Genomic DNA, 26758 nt, shown 5'->3' with positions numbered 1-26758 from the left:
CTCCTCTCTACAGCCTAATATAAATTTGTTTGTAATTCTTGCGTGTTTTGTTGTTGGTTTGGATCCTGTTGCTGTTGATTAGGATCTATTTGTTGGTTTGAATCAGGTTGTTGATATGAATCGTTTGGTTGCTGTGTCGTTTGATTATTATCTTGTTGATTCATATTATCTTGTTGGTTTTCATTTGTTGAATTTGTGCCTTGTGAATTTGAATTATTTTGTTCTGATTGTGAATTTGAATTGTCTTCATCTTGTTCAGAGCTATCTTTTTGATTTTTACGTAATAAGCTACTGTCAATTTCAGTTTGTGGTACGAGTGTACCATAAAAGTCGATAACACGTTTATTCAAGAAATCGTCTGTATCCTTAATTTTAGGTAAATTTAAATCGCTGCGCAAAAGGTTTGCAGTATCTTTTATATTTTTAATATTAGGATTATAGTAATAAACACCATTCAAATAATCATCTTGACCTTCTAGTTGTTTACTTTTAATTTCAACATCATCTTTTAAGTAAGAAGTGGCTAATGCTTTTACTTCTTTATAACTTAAATTATGTTTAGCATTTTTTCCTACTATTTCAATTACATCATCTAATTTACTGAAAGAATCTGCCTTTTGAGCTTTAATAAATAGCTTTTTGATTAAATCCATCTGTCTTTGACCACGTTTTAAATCTGAATCTTGATGACGTGTTCTAGCAACTGCTAAAGCTTCATCTCCATTTAGCTTTTGATGTCCTTTTTTCACTTTAATTTTCCCAGTATCGTTTGTATTTGGTTCAGAAATATTATATGGCACATCATATTCAATGCCACCGAGTTCATCAACGGCATCCACGAATGCTTCCATGTTAATTCTTACATAATAATCAACAGGAACATTCAATGTAGCTTCTACAGCATCCATAGAAGCTGTAGGTCCATCGTATGCATGTGCATGTGTGATTTTATCATAATAGCCAACTTCTGGAATGTAACTAATCGTATCGCGTGGAATACTTAGCATTCGAATTTGTTCTTTATCTGCATTAAAAGTAGATAATATCATTGCATCAGTTCTTGATTGTTCAGTACTTTGACCATTTTTTTGACGACCACTATTATCATCGATACCTAAAAATAAAATAGAAATTGGATCTTTAGACGGGTTTATTTTCGATTCACGAATACTTGATTCTCTTGATGTATCGCTCGTATTCAATGAATGTTCAAATGCACCTTGTGACGATTTAAGTAATAAAACGGCAAATATAACTGGAACAACTACAAGAATTAAAGATAGAAATATTAAAAAGTATTTTAAAAATTTATTCATGTATGAAGCTCCCCATCGTATGTGATTTTTTTGTATATTACAATATTGATCTAATGTTAAGTTTTTGATTGTTTCATTAAAATATTGTAAAGAGAAATTTGTACTATAACTTATAATTTTATAACTAACATTAAAAAATATCAACTAAGAATTTATCCTACTAAAGTTTGAATTATAAATTGGCGTACAGTTGACCATTAAAATATTATTAATGAAAATAAAAGAAATAATTATAAGAAAATCAACATAGCTAAAAATGATTTATTTATGAACATACGATATAATTAACATATGTTAAATGTTATTGTTCATTGATAACATTAATATTTTTATTAAAGTGAAATTTTTAAACAGAGATTTTAAATTCAAAACGATTTTTGGTATTTATTAAATCAATTCGACGATGAGATAATACCTTGTGAATAATTGTTTAATATATTGGAGTTTCAAGGAGGATATAACCATGAAATCAGAATGGTTGGATAAATTAGATGAAAGTTTAGTAAAAACATTTTATGAAGCGCAAACCGACAAAGAAATAGAAGAAGGGTTTAGTGGGAACTTAACGTTTGGCACTGCTGGTATACGTAGTACCTTTGGTTTAGGACCAGGTCGATTGAATGCATTTACAGTCCGTAAAGTAGCATTAGGCTTATCACAATATTTGAAAGAAAAATATGATAATCCATCTATCGTAATCCATTTTGATACAAGATTATTATCTAAGGCATTTTCAGAAGAAATGGCGTCTGTTTTAGCTCAAAATAATATTATTACGATTTTATCAGAAAATTATAAATCTACACCAGAATTATCATTTGCGGTTAGGTATTTAAAATCAAGTGCAGGTGTGATGATCACTGCCAGTCATAATCCTAAAAACTATAACGGTATTAAAATATACGATCAAAATGGTGGCCAATTATTGCCAGATGAATCAGAAGATTTAAGTCAATATATAAACGCTATTGAACGTCCATTACAAATTGATGGAGGCAATTTTAATTCATTACTAAATGATAAAAAAATCACATATATGTCACATGAAGTTACTGAAGCTTATAAAAGTGAAGTGAAAGATTTAGTGGGGGACATTCCTGAAAAAGATGCAAAAGTAGTACTGACGAGTTTACATGGTACAAGTTTACCTTTAACTTCTACAATATTATCAGAATTAGATTATGATAATTTTGTTATTGAAAAAGAGCAATCCACACCAGACGGTAATTTTCCAACTGTTGCGATAGCTAATCCTGAAGATGAAGCTGTGTTCGAACGTGGTATTAAGCTGGCAAATGATACTGATGCACAATTAATTATAGCAACTGATCCTGATGCTGATAGATTAGGTTTAATTGAACGTTATGATGACGAAACATATAGGTATTTTAATGGAAATGAAATTGGTATATTACTTACTAAATTAAGATTTCAAGATTTAGTAGAAGAGGGTAAGCAACTTTACATGATTAAATCTATAGTCACAAGTCAACTTGCGGAAAGACTAGCTTTAGCATTAGATGTTGAAGTAAATAATGTATTAACAGGATTTAAATATATTTCAAATTTATTGGAAAAAGAAAGCACACAACAAGATAAACAATTACTAATTGCTTTTGAAGAAAGTCATGGCTATTTAGCAAAACCATTTTCGAGAGATAAAGATGCAATCCAAATGGTACCTTTATTAATCAAATATAAAAATTTATTAGCGAATAATGGAATGACATTTAAAGATACGATAGATGATATATATGCTCATATCGGTGCATATAAAGATAAAACTTTATCACCGACTTTTGAAGGTGCAGAAGGTATTGAAAAGATCACTAAAATAATGGACCAATTTAGAAATGAAGATGTTTCAACAATTTGTGGTCTTGAAGTAAAACAAATTGAAGATTATCAACTAGGTACCATTAAAAATGTAACAGAGGGTAGTACCGAAGCTTTGTCTTTACCTGAGACAAATTTAATTCGCTTTATTTTTGATGAAGGTTTCATTGCATTGAGACCTTCTGGTACTGAACCTAAAATTAAATTGTACTTCTCGTTAAATATAGAGGATATTGATGCCTTAACAAACCAATTTAAAGATGAATATATCAATCATATAAAATAACAACAAAGAGGCAACAACATGAAAGCCAACAAATTTAAAATATTTATTGTTTTGATCATTTTCATATTTTTGATTTTAGGATTTACTGGATACAGACACTATAAACAAATGAAAGATTATATCAGTCCTTCAAAGATTTTGACCAAAGAAAATGAAAAGCAATCATCGAAAAAACAAAAAAAGTTAAAAACGGTTGTTGATCACAAACATCCACAAATTAATAAAATTGATGAGTATTTAGAACAAACTCATTTTAATGGAACCATTGCGCTTTTTGAAAGAGGTAAACTCAAACTGAATAAAGGCTATGGTTATCAAGATTTTGAAAAGAATGAAGAAAATAATGCCAATACGATGTTTTTAATAGGTTCAGCACAAAAATTTATGACAGGCATCATGTTAAAACAGTTAGAAATTGAAGACGAGATTCATATGATGACGCCTGTGAAGCATTATTTAGAATGGTTTGACTCAAATTATCCACTATCTATAAAACAACTGATGTTACATCAAAGTGGATTATATAAATATAAAGCTAATCCAAAATTTAAAGATTTAAATGATGCAACACATGCAATACAACAGAGAGGTATCAATCCCTTAGAATATAATAAATATCAATATAACGATGCTAATTATTTAATATTGTCAAAAGTTATAGAAGAAGTAACACATAAATCTTATACGCAAAATTTAAATGATAGATTAATAAAGCCATATAATTTAGAATATACAGCGCGATATAATAATGTGAATTTCAAAAAATATATGGCTGTTGGTTATAAAAATGATAAATTAACTGGAAAACGTATCCGTCAAAAACCTAATATTTTAAATCAATATGATGGGGCAGGTAACATTTATATGTCTCCTTATGATATGGGGAAAGTAGTATTAAATTTGCAAGATAATAGAATTTTTGATTCAACAACTACCATGCCCTTTATTCATGAAAGTTTAACTACACAATATCCTAAACCATATCGATATGGATTTTATTCATTTGCTGATAAAAATAGAATTAATGGTATCTTTTTTGGTAATATATTCACAGTATATTTTAATGATAATTATGTAATTGTATTAGCAACAAATTATGACAACAGTAAAATTAATAACGAATATAAAATGAAACATATTTACTTTAAGTTATTACATCAAGGTGGTCACTATAACAGAGTGAAACAGCTATATTGAAAAATTAGGTGATAGGTGTATAAATATCTCTTATAAAAACATAACCGCCAATTTCTATCGTTTTTTATAGAAATTGGCGGTTTTTTACTTTTTATAAAAAAACTTCATGTTCAATAAAATTAATGCTTCTAAGAGTGAATCTGAGATTAATGTTAAATTCATATATTTAAGATTTCTCATTAAATTAGTTTATCTATGAATTTAAAGAGATGAAAATATCTTTGTTTATCTACAAAATAGTTATTTTTATGATTTGTAAGGTGCTGACTGGATAATCGTATGTGAGAAAAAGTCCAGATTCGAACTTATACCCATGATTAAAACGGTCAAGATTCAAAAAGATTCTAGGGCACCATTGATTCATCTCAGACACAATTATATTGTTAGCGGATGACTGAACTGAAAATAGAAACGCCCACTTCTCAATTATTGAGTTAGTGGGAGTTATGCATGAGCTTTAGCTCAGGTAATCATTTTATATTTTTACCAATTCTAGTCATCTTTGTTGGGGTGGTAAGGAGAAATCTTTTTAATAAAATTAAATTTCTGTCTTACTTCTTTTTTATTGAAAACGTATATTTTTGTTACAACCGTTTTGTGTATTTAAAATTTACTTACAATACTTTAAAGCATCAATAAACATCTGCTTAAAGGTATTTGCTTGTACTGACATTACTACGGTTGTATTAGGAAATTGAGATTTGAAATCAACTACTGAAGCACCCTTGGTTAATTTGCCATCTGTTTCAATTTGCACATCAGCTTCTTGTACATCAAAATGTTCTGGATGTAGTAGGTAAAGCAATGTGTAGGCATCATATACATTAATACCTTTTTCAAAATCGTCTCCTCTATAATGTTTGAATAACTGATGTAACATCTTTCCTGTTTCGTTGATTAAGCTTAGCTCATTGATTGTGTCATGCGTTAAACTAGAACTTCTAGCAACGTCTAATCCTACCATTGTTAAGGGCAGACCAGAATTAAACACGATTTGAGCAGCTTCGGGATCACAATAAATGTTAAATTCAGCTAATGGTGTTACATTACCTCGAGTTGCTGAGCCGCCCATTAACACAATTTCTTTAATAAATGTCTTTACTTCAGGATAAGTCATTAATAATAATGCAATATTCGTCAACGGGCCAATGGGGATAAGTGTGATGGGTGTTTCACTTTTGACTAAAACGTCTCTCATGGCCTCAACGGCATGAGTAGAATAGAGATCACTTTCATTGATTTCTGGGAAAGTATATCCTTCCATTCCTGATTCACCGTGTACATCACTTGCATCTACTATATCTGATAATAGTGGTTGTGAAGCACCTCTATGTACAGGTATGTCACTATTAAAGAAACGTTTGAGTTTTAAAGCATTAGCAGTCGTTTTTTCGATACCAACGTTACCATTGACTGTAGAAATCATTTTCAAATCAAATTCTGGATGGTTTATTGCAAAGCTAATCGCTGCTGCATCATCAATGCCTGGGTCTGTATCAATAATAATTGGTTGTTTCATAATTTATCTAATCCTCCTATTGCAAAAATAACATTATCAATTATATTCTACATCTTTTGTGAAAAGAAATGTTACAAAGTAAATTATAGATTGAAAGCATAGGGGAGGTTAATAAATAAAACTATAAAAAAAAGACTTCTCTTTCGAGAAGTCTTTTTTGGGTTTATAAGTGGCTTGAGTGTCCACCTTGCATTACCCAATACGTACCAATAACTGTAATTAGAGTAATGATAACCGCAAATATAACTTTAAATCCTTGTAAGTTTCCATCTTTACCTTCAGTTAAGTGCATGAACATTAATAATTGTACTGCAGCTTGGATAAAGGCAAAGCCAAAGATGATTGTAATCTTAGCATTAAGTGCCATTGATGTGTATAAGGTTACGAATACTGCTAAAATAGTCAATACGATTGAGCCAATAAAACCGACTGTGTGTTTTACAATTGTATTCATCCGCTAAACACCATCCCTATCATATATACGGCAGTAAAGATGAAGATCCAAACAACATCTAAGAAGTGCCAGTATAAGCTTACTATAAATAACTTAGGAGCATTATCTTTATTTAATCCACGCATTGCAACTTGAATTAATAAACATGTAATCCAAACAATACCTAATGATACGTGGGCACCGTGAGTTCCTAATAGAATAAAGAAACTAGACCAATAAGAACCAATAGTTAAGTTAACACCTTCTGAAACATAGTGAGCAAACTCATAAATTTCAAAGCCTACGAACACAAGTCCGAATAGTAAAGTGATAACCATCCATATTGTCATTAATTTTGCTTTTTCTTGTCTCATATAGTAAATAGAAATACCACAAGTATATGAACTAATTAATAACGCAAATGTCATTATTAAAACTAGGGGTAATTCGAACATCTCAGTTGTCATTTTACCGCCATAGTCGCCACCGTGTTGAAGCGTTAATAGGGTTGCGAATAGCGTACCGAATAATGAGACTTCTGCTGTAAGGAATATCCAAAAGCCAAGTCTATTTAAATTACCTTCATGCGAACGTTGATCAATAGTGTTTGCATCATGACTCATGACTTACAGCCTCCCTTTCTTTTATACGTGCTTCACGTAAACGTTTTTCGGTTTCTGCTACTTCAGAAGCTGGGATATGATAACCGTGGTCTACTTGGAAACTGCGGTAAATCATAGTACCAAAGATACCTATTAAGCAAATAACTGCAGGGAGTATTGTTTCAAAGACAAGGAAGAATCCTCCGATTGTGAAGAAAATTCCCATCCAGAAACCAACTGGTGTATTATTTGGCATATGGATATCAGAATAATTGTGATTATCTAAGTAGTGTCTACCGTGTTCTTTCATATTCACAAATGTATCGTAGTCATTCCAATCTGGCGTAACAGCAAAGTTGTATTTAGGTGGCATTGCTGAAGCAGTTGACCACTCTAATGTACGTCCTAAGCCATACCAGTTATCACCAGTAGCTTCACGTGGTGCTTTGAAGAAGCTGTATACGATACTAGCAACTAAGAACATAAAGCCTAATGCCATCATTAATGCTCCGACAGTAGAGATTGCGTTTAACATCCACCATCCATCTTCTGGCATATAAGTGTATAAACGACGAGGCATACCATCTAAACCAAGAATGAATTGTGGTATGAAACAAACGTTAAATCCGATTATGAATAACCAGAAACACCATTTGTTTAATGTCTCGTTCAATTTAAATCCAGTCATCTTAGGCCACCAGAAAATTAAAGCACCTAGACAAGCAAATACAACACCAGCCACTAATGTGTAGTGGAAGTGAGCAACTAAGAAGTACGTATTATGATACTGATAGTCGGCTGCTGCCATAGAAAGCATGACACCTGTTACACCACCAATTAAGAAGTTAGGTATGAAACCTAATGCGAATAACATAGGTGATTCAAAGGTGATACGGCCTTGATAAAGCGTAAACAACCAGTTAAAGATTTTAACACCTGTTGGTATACCAATCAGCATAGTTGTAATCGAGAAGAATGAGTTAATTAATGCACCATTACCCATAGTGAAGAAATGGTGAACCCAAACTAAGAAACTTAAGAATGCGATTCCTGCTGTTGCCCACACCATACTTTGGTGACCAAACAGACGTTTACGTGCAAATGTTGGAATGATTTCTGAATAAATACCGAATGCCGGTAGGATAACGATATAAACTTCGGGGTGCCCCCATACCCAGAAGAAGTTAGCCCATAACATTGGCATACCGCCATTTGCGACTGTAAAGAATGCAGTATCGAAGATTCTATCTGTTGTAAACAGTGCTAAAGCTACTGTCAATACTGGGAAAGCCAAAATAACGATTAATGCTGTAATGAAAGTAGTAACCGTGAACATTGGCATTTCCATAAATTTCATCGTAGGTGATTTACATCTAAGTATTGTTACAAAGAAGTTAATACCAGTCATTAGGGTACCTATACCAGAAATCTGTATCGCGATAAGGTAGTAGTTAACCCCAGGTCCTGGGCTGAATTCCCCTGCAAGTGGTGCATAGTTAGTCCAACCAGCTGCAGGTGAGCCTCCGATTATAAATGATAGGTTGAATAACAACATACCAGAGAAGAATAACCAGAAACTTACGTTATTTAATACAGGGAATGCAACGTCTCTTGCACCAATTTGAAGAGGTACAATAACATTCCATAAACCAAAAATGAAAGGCATCGCCATAAAGATAATCATTATTACGCCGTGCGTACTAAAGACTTCATTATAGTGGTTTCCTTCTAAGAATGTATTATCTGGAATTGCTAATTGTGTACGCATCATTAGGGCATCAATACCACCACGTACGAACATTAATACAGCACAGATTAAATACATAGCACCAATTTTTTTATGGTCAATAGATGTGAACCATTCTCTGTATAGATATTTCCACAATTTAAAATAAGTAATTACTGCGATCACTGCGATGATAGCAAACGGTGCACCAATTTGTGCCATTGTAATCATCCAGTTACCTTGAACGAGTAATTGATCCCATGGGAAACTCATTAATGTCCACCTCCATGTTCATGGTCTTTTTTCTCAGCTTTAGATGCTTCTTCATCTTTAGCACCTTCTGAGATTTTTTCCATTTCATCCATATTATGTGATTCTTCATCTTTGAATTCACTATTATATGGTTCATTATTGCCTAGAATCATAGCTTTCATACCATGACGTTCATAGTTAGCGTTTGTGATTTGTGGTTTACGTGCAGGTTTATTAGGTTTATCTAATACGTCCTCTTTAATTTCTTTAGGTGTGTTAAAGTTAGGATCTTTCTGTACGTAATTGAAACGATCATAAGCATGGAAAATATACTCAGGATCAGCTGCTGGATCAACAAACGCCATGTGCGTACCACTGAAAGTTAAGTTTTTATTTTCAGTAGTTGGTAAAAGTTGTTTATCAAAAGTATCTTGATCTAATTCCTTTTGACTTTGAGCATCTTTTACCCAATCCTTGAATTTACTTTGGCTTACTGAATTAACATCAAATGTTTGGCGAGCGAATCCTTCACCGTTGAAGTTTGAGTTACGTCCTCGGAACGTACCTTCTTCACTAGCCGTTAATGTCCAATCCATTGTCATACCAGTCATCGCATATTTTTGACCACCTAATTGTGGAATCCAGAAACTTGTCATCATATCCATTGATTGGAGTTTGAAGACAACAGGGCGATCTTTAGGTATTGTTAAGTGATTAACAGTTTCAATTTTTTCATCAGGATAACTGAAGAACCACTTATAACCAGCGCTTGTCGCATAAACAACAAGTGGATCGTCTTGTTTATCTGGTTTAGCTTCGTACATGTAAAGTGATTTTACTGTAGGGATAGCTAAAGCGATAACGATGATCACCGGAATGATAAACCAAATTGTTTCCATTAAAGCACTGTGATGCATCTTACCTGCTTCTTCTGTTTTGTGTAATCTATATTTAAATAGAAACAGAGTAAACATGATAAGTACGGCGGCAATAATAACAAGCATGAAGATGATTGAATACATAATCAAGAACTTCGAGTCACTTGCTACCGGCCCTTTTGGGTTTAAAACTTCTACATTTGAACAACCACTAAGTATAATTAGTGAGCCAAAGAGTAGAAGCAAAGACTTAAATTTTGACACTTTTTTGACCTCCTAATACTACAATTGTAGGGCTTACCATCAATTTTAAGATATTACGCAATATTTACAAGTGTTTGTGTAAAAAAATTATTGTAAAATTAAAAGAAACCCAACAAACTCAACGTCTGACGGGCTTTCAAAGATTTGTTAAAATTATGTGTACATTTTGTGAAAAGTGTCATATTTTAGACGATAGGATAAATTCACACCAAATATTAATGATTTGATGTAAATTTCATAGTGACATATGTATTCATAAATTATTTTACTTCGATATATCTTACTGATTTATTCATTGCACCTTCTGAATCTTCTACAGTATATTCAACTTTATATTTTCCTTCTTTTTCTGTATTAATATTTCCATTTACTGAAATTTTGTGCGTCAAGTCACCATCTTCTTTGTCATAGGCACGTACACCATTTAATAAATTATAGTTATTTCCTTTATCAATGATTACATCGTTTGTTCCTTTTAATTCAGGTATAGAATTTTCTGTAGCTTCTGCACTTAAATTAGGTGAAACAAGTGTTGCAGATACACCGAGTGCTGATAATGACTGCATTAATTTATTCATAACGTAAACCTCCGTATGAGCGTCATTTATTTTTTATCTTAAATACACTATATGTTATTTTGAATGAAATTACATCGTACTATAGTCTTAATATAACGCAATAGTGTAAATTGAGTGATAATTTTTTGAAAAAATTCAGTTAATTGTAATATTTTTTGATTAACATAATAGCAATTAAACAAAATTGAGTGATATTCGAAGAAAACGTCATTAATGTTTGTTTTAAAATGGATGGATTATTTTAGAACATAATTTAAAAGCAGATATGTGGTGGGGCAGAAATCTCATTGAAATAATAGGCATCTTTTACAATTAAACTAAGTGATTTGAAAGGATTAATTAAGGTTAAAACAATCTTTAAATGATACAAGGCATATTGGTCAATGAGTAAAAGCGTTGCAGCATTACATAAAAAATAAACGTCAACTTCTATTGTAACAATCTAGAAATTGACGTTTATTTATTAGTAGTTAAAGATAAGGTATCTCAACTTTGTTCAGTTTTTGAAATATGTTTCTTAAAACAATAGTGTTATTCGATGCCTCTACGCATTTTTTCTGCCATAAGTGTATTGTTTAATACCATTGTAATTGTCATTGGGCCTACACCACCAGGCACAGGTGTAATAGCTCCAGCAATTTCTTTAACTTCATCATAGGCAATATCACCTTTTAATTTGCCGTTTTCGTCAGGTGTATTACCTACATCAATTACAACTGCGCCTTCTTTAACATCATCTTTAGTAACAAGACCAGGACGTCCGACAGCACTAACGATAATGTCAGCATTTTTTAAATGTTGATGCATATCTTTAGTTCTTGAATGCAAAATCGTAACTGAAGCGTTTTTTTGTAATAATAGTTTTGAAACTGGTTGACCTACAATATGACTTCTACCTATAACAACAGCATCTTTACCTTCTAAATCAATGTCAGCATGATTTAGTAACTCCATGATACCAAGTGGTGTACAAGGTACAAATGTTTGTTGGTCAATATATAATTTACCTATATTTTCAGGATGAAATCCATCAACATCTTTAGCAGGATTAATCGATTCTAATACTTTTTGTTCACTTACTTGATCTGGTAGCGGAACTTGAACTAATATACCACTCACACTATCATCTTCATTTAAGCGTTGAAGTTCGCTTAATACTTTATCTTCACTAGCACTTTCATCTAAATGTACGATTTCAGAAATCATACCGATTTTTTCTGCAGCTTTCTTTTTTGAATTCACATAACTTTTACTTGCACCATCGTTACCTACTAATATTACTGATAATTTTGGTGTGTAACCCTTAGTTTGTAAAGCCTCGACTTGATCTTTTAGACCTTGTCTATAATCCTTTGCGATTTGTTTACCGTCTAAAATTTTTGCGACCATGAAAAAATCCTCCTCCAATGTATGAACTTTACTTAACTTTAACATAATTACCATCATGTTTTTCAACCAAAAGACGAAAATTTAACGATTTTTTTGTGTTAAAGTTCGATTTTTGATTGAAAAAGCGATTTTTAGTTGTTATGCTATATCTGTAATATACATCTAATAGTCATAACATTTCAAATTTCTGAAAGGGTGTTCATTTTGAAAGTGGTAGTCATAATGGGTAGTTCTTCCGATTGGGAGACTATGAAAGAAAGTTGTCAAATGTTAGAGCAACTAGATATACCGTATGAAAAGAAAGTTGTTTCTGCACATCGTACGCCTCAATTAATGTATGAATTTGCTAAAGGAGCCAGAGATGATGGCTATGATGTCATTATTGCTGGTGCTGGTGGTGCAGCACACTTACCAGGTATGGTTGCCTCGATGACGACGTTACCAGTAATTGGTGTACCTATAGAATCTAAAAGCTTAAAAGGGTTAGACTCTCTCCTATCTATTGTCCAAATGCCAGGTGGTATTCCTGTGGCTACAACAGCTATAGGGAAATCTGGGGCAAAAAATGCGGGAATACTTGCTGCCAGAATGCTCAGCATTGGTAATAAAGTAGTCCGAAAGAATTTGGAAAATTATGAAAAATCATTGGTTGAGAAAGTGAGTGAGATGCAACATGAACTTCAATAAACTATCATTTGGATCAACGATTGGAATTATTGGTGGTGGGCAATTAGGTAAAATGATGGCACAATCTGCTCAGAAAATGGGTTTTAAAGTTATTGTGTTAGATCCCGATGAAAATTGTCCATGCCAACATGTAGCACATCAGTTTATAAATGCAAACTATGATGACGAACAATCGCTTGTTCAACTAGGTGAATTATCCGACGTTATCACATATGAATTTGAAAATATTTCTGCGAATCAATTACAAACATTAGTTTCCCAATATAATATTCCTCAAGGTTATCAAGCTATACAACTATTACAAGATAGATTGATTGAAAAACAAACATTGCAAAATGCCGGAACTCAAGTAGCACCATTTATGAAGTTATCCGATGCAGACAGTTTATCTCAAGCTGTAGAAAATATTGGTTTTCCGTTTATGGTAAAAACAAGATTTGGTGGATACGACGGAAAAGGGCAAGCGCTTATTACAAATGAAGCAGATTTGGATAATGCTAAAACATTAATTAATAAACAAGAATGTGTTGCTGAAAAATTTTTAGAACTACAAAAAGAAGTTTCTTTAACAGTAACCATTGGTAACGATAATCAAATCACGTATTTTCCATTACAAGAGAATGAACATCAAAACCAAATATTATTTAAGACAGTTGTACCTGCTCGTGTACAACCACAAATTGAACAAATGGCACGAAAAGAAGTTGAGAAAATTATCAAACATATTCATTTTGTGGGTACGTTCACGGTGGAGTTTTTCATCGATACAAGCAATCAATTGTTTGTGAACGAAATTGCACCTAGACCTCATAATTCTGGACATTATTCAATAGAAGCATGCGATTATTCGCAATTTGATACACATATATTAGCAGTTACTGGTCACCGGTTACCAGAAAAAATTGAATTATTAAAACCTAGTGTAATGATGAATTTATTAGGAAGAGATTTAGATTTATTGGAACATAAATTCGATGTTCATCCTGAATGGCATGTACATATTTATGGCAAAATAAGCCGCAAGCCTGACCGAAAAATGGGTCACCTTACTATGCTGACAAATCATGTAGAACAAACAGAACAAACTTTACTAAATCATTTTGAAGGGAGACATAGCTAATGTCTTTGTTATATGAAGGAAAAGCAAAAAGAATTTTTTCTACGGCGCAATCGGATGTGCTTCGAATTGAATATAAGGATGAAGTCACAGCCGGCAATGGAGCGAAAAAAGATTTTATAGAAGGTAAAGGTCGTTTAAATAATCAAATTACTTCTAGAATTTTTAGTTTTATTCAAGAACGTGATATTGATAGTCACTTTATCGAGCAACTATCAGAAACTGAACAACTCGTGAAATCTGTGGAAATTATACCATTAGAAGTCGTAGTGAGGAACATCGCTGCGGGTTCTATAACAAAGAGATTAGGCTTTGATAAAGGACATACGTTTGAAAATCCTTTAGTTGAATTCTTCTATAAAAACGATGATTTAAATGATCCTTTAATTACTGAAGATCACATACAGTTATTACATTTAGCTAGTAAAGAAGAAATTGAAAAGTTAAAAGAGGCAGCAAAAACAATTAATGCAGTGTTAATTGAATTAATGGATGGTATGGATTTACGACTTGTAGATTTCAAAATAGAATTTGGGCGCAGCAAGGATGGTCAAATTCTATTAGCAGATGAAATTTCACCCGATACATGTCGTATTTGGGATAAATATAGTGATACAAATTTTGATAAAGATGTTTATCGTGAAGAAACGGGTTCAATCATAGAAACTTATCAAACTTTTCTTAATAAATTGGAGGAACTATAAAATGAAAACAATTGAATTGCATATCACATTACAACCACAAGTATTAGATACACAAGGACAAGCTTTAAATCGCGCAGTACATGATCTAGGATACACACAAGTTAATGATATACGTGTTGGTAAATTATTGTACATGACAGTTGATGAAGCTACTGATGCTGCTGTTCACAATGTCGTTACTACTTTAAGCGAAAAACTTTTTGCAAATACAGTTATTGAAGAATATAGCTATAAAGTATTGGAAGAAGGGGAGAAAGCATAATGAAATTTGCAGTGCTAAAATTCCCAGGATCTAATTGTGATAGGGACATGTATAATGCAGCATTGAAATCCGGTGTAGAAGCAGAATATGTGGACTATAGAAATACATCATTAGAAGGTTTTGATGGTGTGTTAATACCCGGTGGGTTTTCATTTGGTGACTACTTACGTTCAGGTGCGATGGCAAGTGTTGCACCTATCACTGAAGAAGTTAAACGTTTCGCGAATGAAGGGAAACCAGTATTAGGTGTTTGTAACGGATTTCAAATTCTTACTGAGATAGGTTTGCTTCCAGGCGCTTTATTGCATAATGATTCACATTTATTTGTAAGCCGAAATGAGCTATTAAAAGTTGTAAATAACCAAACGCCCTATACCAAATTATATGAAGAAAATGAAACAGTAATATATCCTGTAGCGCATGGTGAAGGTCATTACTATTGTACATCAGAAATGTATGACAGATTAGCAGAAAACAATCAAATCATTTTAAAGTATAAGGATAATCCCAATGGTTCGTACAATGATATTGCAGGTATTGTCAATGAAAATGGAAATGTTTGTGGCATGATGCCGCACCCCGAACGCGCAATGGACTCTTTATTAGGAACTGATAGTGGCGTTAAATTATTTGAAGCAATGGTAAATAGTTGGAGGGAACAAAATGTCTAAGTTTATTGAACCAAGTGTGGAAGAAATCAAATTAGAAAAACTATATAAAGATATGGGATTATCAGAGTCAGAATACGATAAAGTATGTGAAATTCTAGGTCGTGAACCCAATTTTACTGAAATTGGCATTTTCTCTGTAATGTGGAGTGAACATTGTTCTTATAAGCATTCAAAACCATTTTTAACTCAGTTTCCAACTTCAGGCGAACATGTATTGATGGGGCCTGGTGAAGGTGCGGGCGTGGTAGATATTGGTGACAATCAAGCAGTGGTATTTAAAGTTGAATCACATAATCATCCTTCAGCTGTTGAACCTTATCAAGGTGCGGCAACAGGTGTCGGAGGCATTATACGAGATATTGTTTCCATTGGTGCTAGACCGATAAATTTATTGAATAGTTTACGCTTTGGTGAATTGACAGAAAAACAAAATCGTCGTTTATTACGTGGTGTAGTAGCCGGTATTGGTGGCTATGGTAATTGTATTGGAATTCCAACTACAGCGGGTGAGATAGAGTTTGATGATAGATATGATGGCAATCCACTGGTGAATGCAATGTGTGTGGGTATTATTGATCACGATAAAATTCAAAAAGGTACTGCTAAAGGTTCGGGTAATTCGGTTATATATGTAGGGTTGAAAACAGGTCGTGATGGTATTCATGGCGCTACTTTTGCTTCAGAAGAACTAAGCGAAGATAGTGAAAGTAAACGTCCATCAGTACAAATTGGTGACCCATTTGTAGGTAAAAAACTTATGGAAGCGACGTTAGAAGCAATTACGTTTGATGAACTTGTTGGCATCCAAGATATGGGAGCTGCTGGTCTAACATCATCCTCGTCAGAAATGGCTGCTAAAGGTGGCAGTGGCTTACATCTACAATTAGAAAAAGTACCAACAAGAGAAAAAGGTATTTCTCCTTATGAAATGATGCTCTCTGAAACCCAAGAACGTATGCTATTAGTAGTAGAAAAAGGATCTGAAGCTAAATTTTTGAATTTATTTGATAAACACGAATTGGATAGTGCAGTTATCGGTGAAGTTACAGATACAGATCGTTTTGTCCTTACATATGAAGATGAAATTTTCGCTGATATACCAGTACAGCCATTATCTGATGAAGCGCCTGTATATGTACTTGAAGGTGAAACACCGCTATATAATGAACCACAAAATGACTATAGTGATATTGATGTTGAAGATATATTTAATCGTTTACTTGTTCATCCAACAATTGCTTCCAAACGCTATTTATATGAACAGTATGATCAACAAGTTGGTGCGAATACTATTGTCAAACCAGGATTACAATCTTCCGTTGTTCGTGTCGAAGGTTCAAATAAAGCAATTGCTTCTACGATAGATGGTGAAGCACGATTTGTCTTTAATAATCCATATGAAGGTGGAAAGATGGTAGTAGCAGAAGCATACCGTAATTTGATCTCTGTTGGTGCTACGCCTTTAGCGATGACTGATTGTTTGAACTATGGATCACCAGAGAAAAAAGAAATTTATCAACAATTAGCAGATTCTACGAAAGGTATGGCAGAAGCTTGTGAAATATTAAAGACGCCAGTAGTTTCGGGTAATGTTTCTCTGTATAACGAAACAAAAGAGACTTCAATATTCCCTACACCCGTTGTAGGCATGGTTGGTTTGATTGAAGAAATTGATTATTTCAATGATTTCACGCCCAAAGCAGGTGATACGCTTTATATTGTAGGCGATACACATAGCGATTTTGGTGGGAGCCAAATTGAAAAATTACTTTACGGTAAAGTGAATCACGAGGTTGAAACCATTGATTTATCAAATGAAGTCAAAAGAGGGGAGTCAATTAAAAAAGCAATCCGCAGTGGCATTGCTTCTCACGTCCAAACAGTTGGTAAAGGTGGACTGTTAATGACATTAGCTCGTATTAGTGCACATTATCAAATGGGCTTAGATGTAACTTTAAATCTTAAGCATGAGCAATTATTCAGCGAAACACAAGGGCGTTATATTGTGGCTGTAAAAGGCGATCAACCTTTAGAAATAGCAGATGCCATTCAAGTTGGTACATTAACAGAAAATGAAAAATTTGTAGTTTCAAATGGCGACACTATAATTTCACGTGATGTGAAACAATTGAATGAACAGTGGGAAGGAGCAATTCCTAAATGTATGACTACAACGGATTAAATGAAGAGTGTGGCGTTTTTGGTATTTGGAATCATCACGAGGCAGCACAATTGACGTATATGGGGTTACACAGTTTACAACATAGAGGTCAAGAAGGCGCAGGTATGGTGTGTTCTGACGGCCAAAAACTTACTGGAGAAAGAGGACTTGGTCTTTTGACTGAAGCTATTACAGATACTCAGTTGGAAGCATTTAAATCTTATCAACATGCGATTGGTCATGTACGATATGCTACGTCAGGCAATAAAGGTATAGAAAATATACAACCATTTTTGTACCATTTTTATGATATGAGCGTTGCAGTTTGTCATAACGGAAATCTTATTAATGCACAAAGTTTAAGAAAGTCTTTAGAACATCAAGGTTCTATTTTTCATTCTTCTTCAGATACAGAAGTAATTATGCATTTAATTCGTAAAAGTAAAGCACCAACCTTTGAGGAAGCATTACAGGAAAGTTTACGTAAAATAAAAGGTGGTTTTACATTTGCACTATTAACAAAGGATGCGTTATATGGTGCTGTTGATCCAAATGCAATTAGACCATTAGTTGTAGGAAAAATGAAAACAGGTGCCTATATCATTGCAAGTGAAACTTGTGCCGTAGATGTTTTAGGTGCAGAGTTCGTTAGAGACATTCATGCAGGTGAATATGTGGTTATCAATGATGAAGGAATTCGAATAGAATCTTATACGAGACATACGAATACAGCAATATCAGCTATGGAGTACATTTATTTTGCTAGACCAGATTCTACTATTGCAGGAAAAAATGTTCATGCTATTCGTAAACAATCTGGTAAACAATTAGCATTAGAAAGTCCTGTTGATAATGCGGATATGGTTATTGGCGTACCTAATTCATCACTTTCAGCAGCATCTGGTTATGCTGAACAAAGTGGTTTGCCATATGAAATGGGCTTGGTCAAAAACCAATATGTAGCACGTACATTTATTCAACCGACACAAGAATTACGAGAGCAAGGTGTAAGGGTCAAATTATCGGCAGTAAAAGATATCGTACAAGGCAAAAATATCGTCTTAGTGGATGATTCTATTGTTAGAGGAACGACAAGCAAACGCATTGTCCAAATGCTAAAAGACGCTGGAGCTAATGAAGTGCATGTACGTATTGCATCTCCAGAATTTATGTTTCCAAGCTTTTATGGCATAGATGTTTCTACAACTGCTGAACTAATATCAGCGAATAAATCACCTTCAGAAATCAGCGAACATATTGGCTCTGATTCTTTGGCCTATCTAACTGTAGCTGGTTTGATAGATTCAATTGGCCTTGAAGTAGATGCACCATATAAAGGGTTATGTGTAGAAAGTTTTACAGGTGATTATCCTGCTGGTCTTTATGATTATGAAAAAGATTATTTTGAACATTTAAGCGAACGTCAAAAAGAATATTTAGCAAATCATAAACAATACTTTGATAGAGAGGGTAATTTAAATGTCTAAAGCATACCAACAAGCAGGCGTTGATATTAGTGCAGGTTACGAAGCGGTTGAACATATGTCAAGCCATGTTCAACGAACAATGCGTAAAGAAGTTTTAGGTGGATTAGGAGGATTTGGTGCAACATTTGATTTATCACAGTTAAATATGAAAGCACCATTGCTCGTATCTGGTACAGATGGCGTTGGCACTAAATTAAAGTTAGCGATTGATAACAACAAACACGATACGATAGGTATTGATGCAGTAGCGATGTGTGTCAATGATATTTTAACAACTGGTGCAGAACCATTATATTTCTTAGATTATATTGCTACTAACAAAGTAGTTCCAGAAGTTATTGAACAGATTGTCAAAGGGGTTAGTGACGGTTGTGAAGCTACGAATACAGCACTTATAGGTGGTGAAACAGCTGAAATGGGTGAGATGTATCATGAAGGTGAATATGATTTGGCTGGATTCGCTGTAGGAGCAGTTGAAAAAGAAGCATATATAGATGGCTCTGCCGTAAAATCAGGTGATGTAATTATAGGACTTGAATCAAGTGGTATACATTCCAACGGTTATAGCTTAGTGAGAAATTTAATAAAAAAATCAGGTATTGATCTACAAAATAAATTTGATCAAAATCACACATTTTTGGATATCTTTTTAGAACCTACTCGATTATATGTCAAGCCTGTATTAGCTGTAAAAGAACACGTACATATACATGCGATGACACATATCACTGGCGGCGGATTTATTGAAAATATTCCAAGAGTGCTGCCTGAAGGCGTGGGTGCAACAATTGATGTAACACAATTTCCAACACCAAAAATATTTGAATGGTTACAAAAGCAAGGCAGCATTTCAACCAAAGAAATGTACAATGTATTCAATATGGGCATTGGTTTTACCATAGTTGTTGATGCTAATTATGAAGCTAAAGTATTAAACACACTAAAAGAAGCACAAGTAAATGCATATAGAATTGGTGAAATTGTTAAAAGTGAAGAACCAATTCATTTGACGGGGGTATAAAAGTGACGAAAATTGCTATCTTTGCTTCAGGATCAGGAAGTAACTTTGAAAGTATCATGTCACAAATAGAAGCAGGTAATTTACCTCAAATTGAAGTGACTGCATTATATACGGATCAAGTAAATGCTTATTGTATTGAGCGCGCAAGAAAGTATCAATTAGACGTACATATTAATGAGCTTAAAAATTTTGATTCTAAAGCAGACTATGAGCGGAAAATCATTGAATGGTTAACTACAGAAAAAGTTGAATGGATTATTTTAGCTGGTTATATGAAATTAATCGGTGAAAATATATTAAGTGCATATCAAAAACGCATCATTAATATTCATCCTTCGTTATTGCCAAAATATCGAGGTAAAGATGCGATTGGTCAAGCATTAAATAATGGTGACAACATTACAGGTACAACAGTACATTTCGTAGATAGTGGGATGGATACAGGAGAAATTATTGAACAACGTACATGTGAAATAAAACCGGACGATACGAAAGAACGATTAGAAGAAAGAATAAAAGCGATTGAACATGAATTATATCCAGAAGTTATTTCAAAAATTATTCAATAAGAGGTGCCAATAAACATGAAAAAGGCAATAATAAGTGTATCTAATAAAACAGGTATTGTACCTTTTGCACAATCACTCCAACAATTAGGATACGAGTTGTATTCAACTGGTGGTACGATGCGAGCGTTAGTTGAAGCAAATATTGCAGTTAAATCTATATCAGAACTCACACATTTTGATGAAATTATGGATGGGAGAGTCAAGACATTACACCCAGCTGTTCATGGCGGTATTTTAGCTGATCGCAATAAACCAGAACATTTAGCACAATTAAAAGAACAGCAAATTGATTTAATAGACATGGTAGTCGTAAATTTATATCCATTCAAAGAGACTGTTGCAAATCCAGATGTTACAGAAAATGACGCGATTGAAAATATAGATATTGGTGGACCTACAATGTTACGTGCAGCAGCTAAAAACTTCAAACACGTTACTACAATCGTACATCCATCAGACTATAATGAAGTTATTGAAAAACTAAAATCAAATCAATTAGATGAATCTTATAGAAAATCATTGATGATTAAAGTATTTGAACATACGAATCAATATGATCAAGCAATTGTTGATTTCTTTAAGGAAAATAAAGAAAGTTTAAGATATGGTGAAAATCCACAACAACAAGCTTCATTTATAAGAACATCAGATGCTAATCATACGTTAGGTGGCGCGAAACAATTGCATGGTAAGCAATTGAGTTATAACAATATCAAAGATGCAGACGCGGCGCTGTCATTAGTTAAACAATTTGAAACGCCAGCTGCAGTTGCTGTTAAGCACATGAATCCTTGTGGTGTAGGTATTGGTACAAACATTTCTGAAGCATATCAGCGTGCATTTGAAGCAGACAGTCAATCTATTTTCGGAGGCATAGTAGCATTAAATAGAACCGTTGACGCCACTTTGGCAGAAACGCTGCACAGTATATTCTTGGAAGTGATTATTGCACCAAAATTTTCTGAGGAAGCGTTAGCTATTTTAAGTAAAAAGAAAAATATAAGATTATTAGAAATTGATATGACAATCGATAATAATGAGCAAGAAATAGTATCTGTTTCAGGTGGATATTTAATACAAGATAAAGATAATGTATTAATAAAAAGTGATGACTTAACAGTTGTTACAGAAAGTGTACCTACAGAAGCTCAATGGAATGCAATGTTACTTGGATGGAAAGTGGTCGCTTCTGTTAAAAGTAATGCAATTATCTTATGCAACGATAAACAAACAGTCGGTATTGGTGCGGGGCAAATGAATCGGGTAGGATCAGCAAAAATTGCAATAGAACGTGCGGTTGAAATTAATGATAACGTCGTAATGGTATCGGATGGTTTCTTCCCAATGGATGACACAGTAGAACTTGCTGCGCAACATGGTATTAAAGCCATCATTCAACCTGGTGGTTCAATTAAAGATCAAGATTCAATAGATATGGCGAATAAATATGGCATTGCAATGGTAACTACTGGCATTAGACACTTTAAACATTAAAATATTGGAGGCAAAATTATTTATGAAAGTACTAGTCATTGGCACAGGCGGAAGAGAACATATTTTAGCACATAAGTTAAAACAGTCTTCACTCGTAAATGAAATTTTTGCAATTCCAGGAAATGATGCAATGTCAGACATTGCAAATGTACATTGTGAAATAGCAGAAACAGACCATAATCAAATTGTTGAATTTGCTGTTGCGCATAATATTTCGTGGGTCATTATTGGACCGGAACAGCCACTTACTGAAGGTTTAGCAGACAAACTAATCGCAAAAAAGATCAAAGTATTTGGTCCTAATCAAGCAGCTGCTCAGATTGAAGGATCGAAATTATTCGCAAAGCAATTAATGCAGAAATACCATATTCCTACTGCAGAATACAAAGAAATATCAAATAAAACAGATGCGTTACGTTATATTAAAACATGCCAATATCCTATCGTGTTAAAGAAAGATGGTTTGGCAGCTGGTAAAGGTGTTATTATAGCCGAGAATTATGATGAAGCTGAAGAAGCAGTTCACTCATTGTATCCACAAGAGCTTGGTACGGTTGTCTTTGAACAATTCTTAGAAGGTGAAGAATTCTCATTGATGACATTTGTAAATGGTGATTACGCTGTGCCGTTTGATTGTATTGCACAAGATCACAAACGTGCATATGACGATGATAAAGGGCCTAATACTGGAGGGATGGGGGCGTATTGCCCCGTACCTCACATAAATAAAGAAGTCCTTCAGCTTACTAATGAAGTAATTGCACAACCTATAGCCAAAGCTATGTATAAAGAAGGTTATGAATTTTTTGGTGTTCTTTATATTGGCGTGATTTTAACAGCAGATGGCCCGAAAGTAATAGAATTTAATGCAAGATTTGGTGACCCTGAAGCACAAGTATTACTGACAAGATTGGAAAGCGATTTAATGCAACATATCATAGACTTAGAAGCTAAAAATAAAATAACCTTTAAGTGGAAAGATGCTTCGATTGTTGGTGTAATGCTTGCTTCTAAAGGGTACCCTGGTAATTACGAAAAAGGCAAAGCAGTTTCAGGGTTTGATTTAAATGGTAATTATTTTGTCAGTGGTTTGAAACGAGATAAAGATAAATTTGTAACCAATGGTGGACGTGTCATCTTAGCATTGGGAGAGGGCAATGATATTGCAAGCGCTAAAGCAAATGCTTATAAAGCTGCAGAAAAGATTCAAAGTGACGCGTTATTTTATCGAAAAGATATTAGCAATAAAGCAATAAAACATTTATAAATATTCATAAAAAATCGTAATTTCTATTAGCAGTGTATAGAAATTACGATTTTTAAGTTTTTAACATAGCATTTTTATTAAAGGATATACAATCACATACAAATTTATGTAAATGATTATATCAAAAAGATAAGACAAAGTGGTTTAGTTTTTGTCTTATCTCTATAAATTGGATAGTAATGAATTTTGGATAAAATAAGGTAATCGTTAATATATATTTTTTATACGAACATCGTTTATACCCGTAATCGGTAAGTGAAGTGCTAGGAAATAAGCAACTATCAAAATGATGCTAAAAACGATGATTAATAGAATGTCTTTATACGAGAAAGGCGCATGATAATAATAGGTGCGCGGACCATCTTTAAAACCTTTTTTCTCCATTGCAACAGCAAGTTGATGTGCTTTTCTAATGTTTTGGCTTAAAAGTGGAATAATAAGATGTTTGATTCTGTTTAATATATTGTAATTTTGTTGAGAGATAATTTGATATCTCATTTTTAAAGACTTCCTAAGTTGAACTAAAGAGCTAATCATTAATGGAACCATTCGTATAGCAGCCATAAACGCATAAGCAACTTTGGGTTTAACTTTTAAATGTTGCATAAGACTATAAAAGACCATTACAATTTCAGATGTGAAAGCAATTAAGATACCGAAAAATGAGACGGTTGTTGTACGTAATGCTAAATGTAGCCCTCTAACCAAACTTTCAGTGCTAATTTGAATAAATCCAAATTTAAACAAAATATGTGTACCTTCACCATAAAAAATCATGAATAAAGCTGAAATTAAGCTAAAAGTAATAGTAAAGAAAATAAAAGCAAATGTAATTTTTAATTTTATACCATTGAATAGTAATAAAAATAGGAACATCAATAAGCAAATATAAATCATGTAATCAAATTGATGTACAAATATAATAAAGAAAAACAAAATAACGGCTAATGTTAATTTTGTAATGATATTCACGTCATCCATGAAGGAGTAATGCTTTTTCCACATTTCAAACATGATTATCACCTGCTATCTCTAGTATTTGTTTTTTTCTTACATACAATTTACGTGTAGGATAGCGTGCGATAATCTCAGGGTCATGTGTAACCATAATGATAGTTTGACCATCTTTAACGCGTTGCTGGAATAATTTAATTAAATTAAAAGTATTATGGCTATCTAAACCGAACGTTGGCTCATCCAATAAAATATAGTCTGATGAAGAGCTTAGAGCTATGGCGACACTCAGTCTACGTTTTTGACCGATTGACAATTCGTACGGATGTTGTGATTGTACATCTTCTAAATTTAACATTTTAAGCATTTGTACAGTTTTATCATCAGCTTCTGATATGGAAGGGTAATTGGCTTTGTTTTGGATGAAGATTTCTTTGTAAACCGAATTTGCAATAAATTGAAGTTCAGGATTTTGGTATACAAGATACATATTTTTAGCAGCTTCTTTAATTTTGGTGAGTTTTTTGCCATCAAAAAACATTGTGCCATCATATTTAATGAGCTGCATGATCGATTCTAATAAGGAAGTCTTACCTGAACCGTTTGCACCAGTAATTGTAATCCATTCCCCGCTAGTAACATTGAATTTTGGTATATCAATAAGTATTTGTTTTCTTCTTTTTACAGAACCTTGTTCAAAAAGCAATAGATGATTATCGGCGTTTTGTACATTAGATGGTTGTAAATCGATAGGTGAAGGTGCGTTGTCCCACGCTTTTGGATGCCAAACACCATATTCGGATAAAAGGTGTTCATAGTTTTTTAATATGTCAGCGGGTGAGGCATCGCCAATAATGACACCATCATAGTTTAATAATATAACACGATCAATATGTTGCCATATATGTTCTACTTTATGTTCAACTATGATAACAGTTTGGTCTTGCCATAGGGCTTTAATCTTATTCCATAAGTCTTCCGTTGATGGTACATCTAACATCGCTGTTGGTTCATCTAAAAATAAAGTGTCGGCTTGTTGTAATAATGTTTCTGCAATAGCTAATTTTTGTTTCATACCACCACTTAAATTATTGATATATTGGTCTTTATTTACGTTTAAATCTACAGAGTCGAGTGCTGTTTCGATCATGGCATCCATTTTGTGTCGGGGTGTTTGTAAGTTTTCCAGGACAAAAGCGAGTTCTTCATATACTTTTGGCATACAGAACTGACTATCAGGCTCTTGAAAAATAACACCACAATCATGATCAATCTCTAATTTATCGTATTTCATAGGTAAATCAATAAGATTTGGTACGATACCACTTAAAACATTAAGTAGCGTGCTTTTACCTGAACCGGAAGGGCCGAGTATAAGCACTTTTTCTTTATCTTTAATATGAAGTGATAAATTGTCGAATATTTTCTTTTGTCCATTTGGATATTTAAGACGTAGATTTTCAGTGACTATCAACTTTTATGCTCCTTATAAATTGTCATAATCTTTTTGTGTTGCAGGTCTGAATAATTTAGTGACGCCAGTTTGATCTAATATTTTCACAATATAATAGGACAACAATCCAGCCACAACAATACCACTAATCAATCTAAATACGATATAAAGTGTTAAGTTCCAACCCGCAATTTCTCCTAAATAACCATAAGCAAAATCAAGGGGAAGTGTCGCAACAGATGCTAAAAATCCTGCTAACATAGCTACCATTGCCGAACGTGATTTGTATCTAAAAATAGCGAAAATAATTTCACATGCTAATCCTTGAAGTAACGCATAGACCATTGTGGGAATATCAAATCTGCCCATAACAATCGTTTCACCTGCACCTGCTGCAAATTCAGCTAAAATGGCAATACCAGCTTTTGGTATGATCAGGTATGCAACAATTGCGGCCATAAACCACGCACCGTATGTTAATTCTTCTAGATGAAGACCAGAAACCTGCACTGCTTTATATACTAAAGTCCAAATATTATAAACGATTGCAAAAACAACAGCTATAAGTACGGTTACTAAAATTTCTGATAGTTTTAAACCTTTTGACATAAATTCTCCTCCAATAAAAAAACGCA

24 protein-coding genes are annotated in these 26758 nt (G+C 33.4%); 13 read left to right on the top strand and 11 right to left on the bottom strand.

All coding sequences use genetic code 11. The features are described 5' to 3' along the window. Positions 1-14: 14 nt before the first annotated feature. Positions 15-1316: an LCP family protein gene (locus tag FYJ81_RS03865; RefSeq protein ID WP_107384703.1), complete on the bottom strand. Its 1302-nt coding sequence runs from the start codon at positions 1314-1316 to the stop codon at positions 15-17. Between the two features lie 463 nt (positions 1317-1779). On the opposite strand from FYJ81_RS03865, the gene FYJ81_RS03860 reads away from it, so the two are divergent. Both FYJ81_RS03860 and FYJ81_RS03855 read left to right on the top strand, forming a co-directional pair. Continuing rightward, the gene (locus tag FYJ81_RS03860) at positions 1780-3438 is read left to right on the top strand and encodes a phospho-sugar mutase (RefSeq protein WP_154409323.1); all 1659 of its coding nucleotides are present in this window, start codon (positions 1780-1782) and stop codon (positions 3436-3438) included. A gap of 18 nt (positions 3439-3456) precedes the next feature. After that, entirely contained in the window at positions 3457-4635 is a 1179-nt protein-coding gene (locus FYJ81_RS03855; RefSeq protein ID WP_107385320.1) for a serine hydrolase domain-containing protein, read from the top strand. A gap of 610 nt (positions 4636-5245) precedes the next feature. Here the strand turns inward: FYJ81_RS03855 and rihC are convergent. From rihC to folD, 7 genes are all read right to left on the bottom strand, one after another. After that, complete coding sequence (rihC, locus tag FYJ81_RS03850; protein ID WP_154409322.1) at positions 5246-6154, bottom strand: ribonucleoside hydrolase RihC; 909 nt, start codon at positions 6152-6154, stop codon at positions 5246-5248. A 163-nt stretch (positions 6155-6317) separates the two neighbouring features. Beyond that, positions 6318-6608, bottom strand: a complete 291-nt coding sequence (gene qoxD, locus FYJ81_RS03845; RefSeq protein ID WP_107385237.1) for a cytochrome aa3 quinol oxidase subunit IV — start codon at positions 6606-6608, stop codon at positions 6318-6320. Beyond that, positions 6605-7210: a cytochrome aa3 quinol oxidase subunit III gene (gene qoxC / locus FYJ81_RS03840; RefSeq protein ID WP_107385238.1), complete on the bottom strand. Its 606-nt coding sequence runs from the start codon at positions 7208-7210 to the stop codon at positions 6605-6607. The genes qoxD and qoxC overlap by 4 nt, the downstream gene beginning before the upstream one ends. Further along, positions 7200-9188: a cytochrome aa3 quinol oxidase subunit I gene (gene qoxB / locus FYJ81_RS03835; protein WP_019468148.1), complete on the bottom strand. Its 1989-nt coding sequence runs from the start codon at positions 9186-9188 to the stop codon at positions 7200-7202. The genes qoxC and qoxB overlap by 11 nt, the downstream gene beginning before the upstream one ends. After that, positions 9188-10309: a cytochrome aa3 quinol oxidase subunit II gene (gene qoxA, locus FYJ81_RS03830; RefSeq protein ID WP_107385240.1), complete on the bottom strand. Its 1122-nt coding sequence runs from the start codon at positions 10307-10309 to the stop codon at positions 9188-9190. The genes qoxB and qoxA overlap by 1 nt, the downstream gene beginning before the upstream one ends. A 260-nt stretch (positions 10310-10569) precedes the next feature. Next, a complete protein-coding gene (locus FYJ81_RS03825) occupies positions 10570-10887 on the bottom strand; it encodes an immunoglobulin-like domain-containing protein (protein ID WP_107385241.1) in 318 nt (105 codons plus the stop codon). Between the two features lie 531 nt (positions 10888-11418). Further along, on the bottom strand, positions 11419-12276 hold the full coding sequence (folD, locus tag FYJ81_RS03820) for a bifunctional methylenetetrahydrofolate dehydrogenase/methenyltetrahydrofolate cyclohydrolase FolD (RefSeq protein WP_019468145.1): 858 nt from the start codon (positions 12274-12276) through the stop codon (positions 11419-11421). A gap of 204 nt (positions 12277-12480) precedes the next feature. On the opposite strand from folD, the gene purE reads away from it, so the two are divergent. The 11 genes from purE to purD are packed head-to-tail and all read left to right on the top strand — an operon-like array spanning position 12481 to position 23716. Then, positions 12481-12963: a 5-(carboxyamino)imidazole ribonucleotide mutase gene (gene purE, locus FYJ81_RS03815; protein ID WP_154409321.1), complete on the top strand. Its 483-nt coding sequence runs from the start codon at positions 12481-12483 to the stop codon at positions 12961-12963. Continuing rightward, positions 12950-14083, top strand: a complete 1134-nt coding sequence (gene purK / locus FYJ81_RS03810; RefSeq protein ID WP_107384864.1) for a 5-(carboxyamino)imidazole ribonucleotide synthase — start codon at positions 12950-12952, stop codon at positions 14081-14083. Before purE ends, purK begins: the two co-directional genes overlap by 14 nt. Continuing rightward, on the top strand, positions 14083-14784 hold the full coding sequence (gene purC, locus FYJ81_RS03805) for a phosphoribosylaminoimidazolesuccinocarboxamide synthase (protein ID WP_107384863.1): 702 nt from the start codon (positions 14083-14085) through the stop codon (positions 14782-14784). Before purK ends, purC begins: the two co-directional genes overlap by 1 nt. Before the next feature lies 1 nt (position 14785). Then, on the top strand, positions 14786-15046 hold the full coding sequence (gene purS / locus FYJ81_RS03800) for a phosphoribosylformylglycinamidine synthase subunit PurS (RefSeq protein WP_019468141.1): 261 nt from the start codon (positions 14786-14788) through the stop codon (positions 15044-15046). Next, complete coding sequence (purQ, locus tag FYJ81_RS03795) at positions 15046-15717, top strand: phosphoribosylformylglycinamidine synthase I (RefSeq protein ID WP_107504843.1); 672 nt, start codon at positions 15046-15048, stop codon at positions 15715-15717. The genes purS and purQ overlap by 1 nt, the downstream gene beginning before the upstream one ends. Next, positions 15710-17899 carry a phosphoribosylformylglycinamidine synthase subunit PurL gene (gene purL, locus FYJ81_RS03790; protein WP_107523322.1) on the top strand — a complete coding sequence of 730 codons (2190 nt, stop codon included), beginning with the start codon at positions 15710-15712 and terminating at the stop codon, positions 17897-17899. Before purQ ends, purL begins: the two co-directional genes overlap by 8 nt. Beyond that, complete coding sequence (gene purF, locus FYJ81_RS03785; protein WP_107504842.1) at positions 17878-19365, top strand: amidophosphoribosyltransferase; 1488 nt, start codon at positions 17878-17880, stop codon at positions 19363-19365. The genes purL and purF overlap by 22 nt, the downstream gene beginning before the upstream one ends. Continuing rightward, positions 19358-20386 carry a phosphoribosylformylglycinamidine cyclo-ligase gene (purM, locus tag FYJ81_RS03780; RefSeq protein ID WP_154409320.1) on the top strand — a complete coding sequence of 343 codons (1029 nt, stop codon included), beginning with the start codon at positions 19358-19360 and terminating at the stop codon, positions 20384-20386. The genes purF and purM overlap by 8 nt, the downstream gene beginning before the upstream one ends. Positions 20387-20388: 2 nt before the next feature. Next, positions 20389-20955, top strand: a complete 567-nt coding sequence (gene purN, locus FYJ81_RS03775) for a phosphoribosylglycinamide formyltransferase (RefSeq protein WP_192942990.1) — start codon at positions 20389-20391, stop codon at positions 20953-20955. A 15-nt stretch (positions 20956-20970) separates the two neighbouring features. After that, a complete protein-coding gene (gene purH / locus FYJ81_RS03770) occupies positions 20971-22449 on the top strand; it encodes a bifunctional phosphoribosylaminoimidazolecarboxamide formyltransferase/IMP cyclohydrolase (protein WP_119535756.1) in 1479 nt (492 codons plus the stop codon). 22 nt (positions 22450-22471) lie between these two features. Beyond that, positions 22472-23716 (top strand): phosphoribosylamine--glycine ligase, encoded by a 1245-nt coding sequence (purD, locus tag FYJ81_RS03765; RefSeq protein ID WP_107384856.1) that lies wholly within the window; start codon positions 22472-22474, stop codon positions 23714-23716. 207 nt (positions 23717-23923) lie between these two features. Here purD and FYJ81_RS03760 read toward each other — a convergent pair whose 3' ends face one another. The 3 genes from FYJ81_RS03760 to FYJ81_RS03750 are packed head-to-tail and all read right to left on the bottom strand — an operon-like array spanning position 23924 to position 26732. Beyond that, on the bottom strand, positions 23924-24730 hold the full coding sequence (locus FYJ81_RS03760; protein ID WP_119535832.1) for an energy-coupling factor transporter transmembrane component T family protein: 807 nt from the start codon (positions 24728-24730) through the stop codon (positions 23924-23926). Then, complete coding sequence (locus tag FYJ81_RS03755; protein WP_107384854.1) at positions 24723-26144, bottom strand: ABC transporter ATP-binding protein; 1422 nt, start codon at positions 26142-26144, stop codon at positions 24723-24725. The genes FYJ81_RS03760 and FYJ81_RS03755 overlap by 8 nt, the downstream gene beginning before the upstream one ends. A 12-nt stretch (positions 26145-26156) precedes the next feature. After that, entirely contained in the window at positions 26157-26732 is a 576-nt protein-coding gene (locus tag FYJ81_RS03750) for an ECF transporter S component (protein ID WP_019468131.1), read from the bottom strand. Positions 26733-26758: the final 26 nt, after the last annotated feature.

It is taken from the genome of Staphylococcus sp. McC-251-APC-3A2 (assembly GCF_009695665.1).
GTDB lineage: Bacteria > Bacillota > Bacilli > Staphylococcales > Staphylococcaceae > Staphylococcus > Staphylococcus cohnii.
Note: the sequence above shows the minus strand (reverse complement) of the source record. Positions and strands in the feature narration are given on the sequence as shown.